This window comes from Prevotella micans F0438, from assembly GCF_000243035.1.
Lineage (GTDB): Bacteria > Bacteroidota > Bacteroidia > Bacteroidales > Bacteroidaceae > Prevotella > Prevotella micans.
Genome location: NZ_JH594526.1, coordinates 1 through 2,142 on the forward strand (window position 1 = coordinate 1; position 2,142 = coordinate 2,142).

Sequence of the window (2,142 nt, forward strand, 5' to 3'; positions counted from 1 at the left end):
GTAGCTAACACACACACACACACACACACACACACACACACACAGGCATCTAGCCTCACCTAACTTATTTTTACGCGCGCGAGGAAGTTACGCAAACCTAAGGAAACACAAGGGGTATAGCCATCTCTGGTGTTATGTTTTTCGTACCCTCTCGGCAACCGATATAAGAGAAAATAAGGAAAGATTTTATCTGCAAAACCTGCACGAAAATCGTGCGGCGAATACTCCCATTTCCGTAAACATAAACTCCCGCTCGGCCGATAGGCCGCATGTAGGGACAGACCCCGTGTCTGTCCGCCGGCCCCTAGGCCTAATACATGCACAATCGCTCGAGTCTTACTTGGATAATATGTTTATCCCGTCCGTCAAAAGGACGGGGCGGACAGACACGGGGTCTGTCCCTACATGCGGGCTGGCGCCCGAGCACCCCTCTCTCCTCACCCCTTGCCACGACGATAAATAAAGCGATAACGAAATAACAAGTATCATTATGAACAGAAAGCATTTCTATGAGCCTCCTAAGATTGAGGCAATCGAACTCGAGAACGAATTATTCTTTTGTACATCCGTAAGTCCCAACCCTGGCGGCTCGAACGAGAAAGACTACGACCCGGATGAGGACGTCGACGGCGGCGAATATGAATTCGAGTAAACAACATCCAAAAACAAAACGCAAAATGAAGACAAACTCAAAGATTATGATTCTCGCCGCGCTTGCCGGCTTTCTGGCCTCATCGTGCGGCAACGAGAACAACACGCCCGACCCCTCTCAAGAGCAGGGCATAACATTCAGCTTCGAAGAGCAGAACTACGAAACCGACCAAGACCTAACTCGTGCTGTACCCCATACGGAGACAATAAATCTTGGCGATTGTGAGGCCGAAGTGAGCGTTGAAACCGACCCCGACACAGCCGTGAATAAAACCCGCGCCATCACGAACAAGCACTACACCATCCGCGCCTATCAGGGCAGCGTGAAGAAAGGCGAGATAAAAGGCACGTTCAACGGCACGAAGTTCACTGCCGATTCCAATTCTCCTCAAGACCTAATATTGGAACAAGGTCAAACTTACGATTTCGTTGCTTTCAACGACGATGTAACTCCGTCCTCCTCCGGCGAAGAACTCACCGTTTCAATAGACAATGTCGGCAATGCTTATATCGGTAGAACTACTGCGACAATCACTCAAGCAAAAAAGCAGCAAATCGCTTTCGAAATGAAGCACGTCGGCGCTCGCCTGCGTACACGATTTCTCTGTCAGAAACATATTCCGAATAATATCACTGCTACACTCTCCCTAGTTGCTGCAAGCAGTATTCCCGTGAGCATGACAAATAATCCTGTAACTCAAACTCAAACCTATACACAAGGTACAATGACACCCCAGGTCAGCAACTCGCCGGCAAGTACGGAGGCCCTTTACACCGCTTCGAATGGTGGACAAACATTTGCCTATACCTCAACTTCCAACTATCATTACTTCCTGCCTTCAACCGAAGGTTCCAAGTTAAAGCTCACTTTCAATGCCGGCACCGTGTTTTGGAAGCCCATAACGGGCGATATTCCCAAACTGAATGCAACGCTATCAATGCAGCAGGGAAAATCGTATTTAGTCAAGATTAAGCTAAAACCCAAATTTAGCTATCTGTTCAGTGATGGCACCTGGGGAACATTAAGTGCCAATCCCGGTAAAACACCCATTGGAGTAGTTGTAAAAGAAAACAACGGCACACCAAATTCAGGATTAGCCATGGCATTACATAATGCTAACAATGGGAATGGATGCGCCTGGGGGCCGACAAATATGGCTGGAAACAAATCTGTGAAGAATCATGGTCCATCATCATACGATTCCGGATATAACCTGACATGGAGAGCTGCATCCAGTTACTATAATATTGTAAAAGCAAATTCAGGTTCTTTTCCGGCTTTCTACTATGCAGCACAATACTATCCGGGAGTAACAGTGACTGGTACCAATATTGGCAAATGGTTTTTGCCAGGAGGAAGAGATATCGACCCCGTTATGCGTAATCTTTACTGGGGTGCAGGTACTCCTGGTGAATATGGCACACATGTTTGGGGATATGGAGTTCCTTTAGATGACGCTATAAAGCAAGTAGGTGGAACAGCTATTTGTG

General features: G+C 47.3%; 2 protein-coding genes. Both read left to right on the forward strand.

All coding sequences use genetic code 11. The annotated features are described in order from the left end of the window. The first annotated feature begins 490 nt into the window (after window positions 1–490). Complete coding sequence (locus tag HMPREF9140_RS10620; RefSeq protein WP_006951851.1) at window positions 491–652, forward strand: hypothetical protein; 162 nt, start codon at window positions 491–493, stop codon at window positions 650–652. Between the two features lie 25 nt (window positions 653–677). Beyond that, the coding region (locus tag HMPREF9140_RS09955; RefSeq protein WP_006953782.1) for a fimbrillin family protein at window positions 678–2,142 on the forward strand (1,465 nt) is incomplete at its 3' end.

Excerpts from the sequence above, each read along its gene's own strand:
- HMPREF9140_RS10620 (WP_006951851.1), top strand. The coding sequence starts at position 491 with ATGAACAGAAAGCATTTCTATGAGCCTCCTAAGATTGAGGCAATCGAA.